This is a genomic window from Clostridium neuense (genome assembly GCF_045310695.1).
GTDB lineage: Bacteria > Bacillota > Clostridia > Clostridiales > Clostridiaceae > Clostridium_S > Clostridium_S neuense.
In genome coordinates this window covers 1-308 of sequence record NZ_JBJIAA010000064.1, presented here as the reverse complement: position 1 = coordinate 308, position 308 = coordinate 1, and the positions used below count along the sequence as shown (strand labels likewise).

Here is a 308-nt window from a genome sequence, read left to right as displayed (position 1 = left end):
CAGAGAAAAGATAATGAACCAGCAATTCTTTTGAATAGAAGAAATTCTATTTAATAAAATAAAGCGATGAGCTTAAAAAATTCAATGAGTCATTATATATAAGTAATGATGAGAAAATTTTTCGGAAGACGAGGAAATGAAATAGGTTAATAACTGTTTATTGGCGTGTTTTATTGACGAAGTATTACGGAAAATTAACCATCATAATTTAAATAATACTTGTTGCATTAGATCAAACTTTTAAATTGAGAGTTTGATCCTGGCTCAGGACGAACGCTGGCGGCGTGCTTAACACATGCAAGTCGAGC

1 rRNA gene is annotated in these 308 nt (G+C 31.8%); it reads left to right on the top strand.

Annotation, left to right across the window (positions count from 1 at the left end):
- Window positions 1-241 precede the first annotated feature (241 nt).
- A 16S ribosomal RNA gene (locus tag ACJDT4_RS23380) occupies window positions 242-308 on the top strand; the annotation flags it as partial.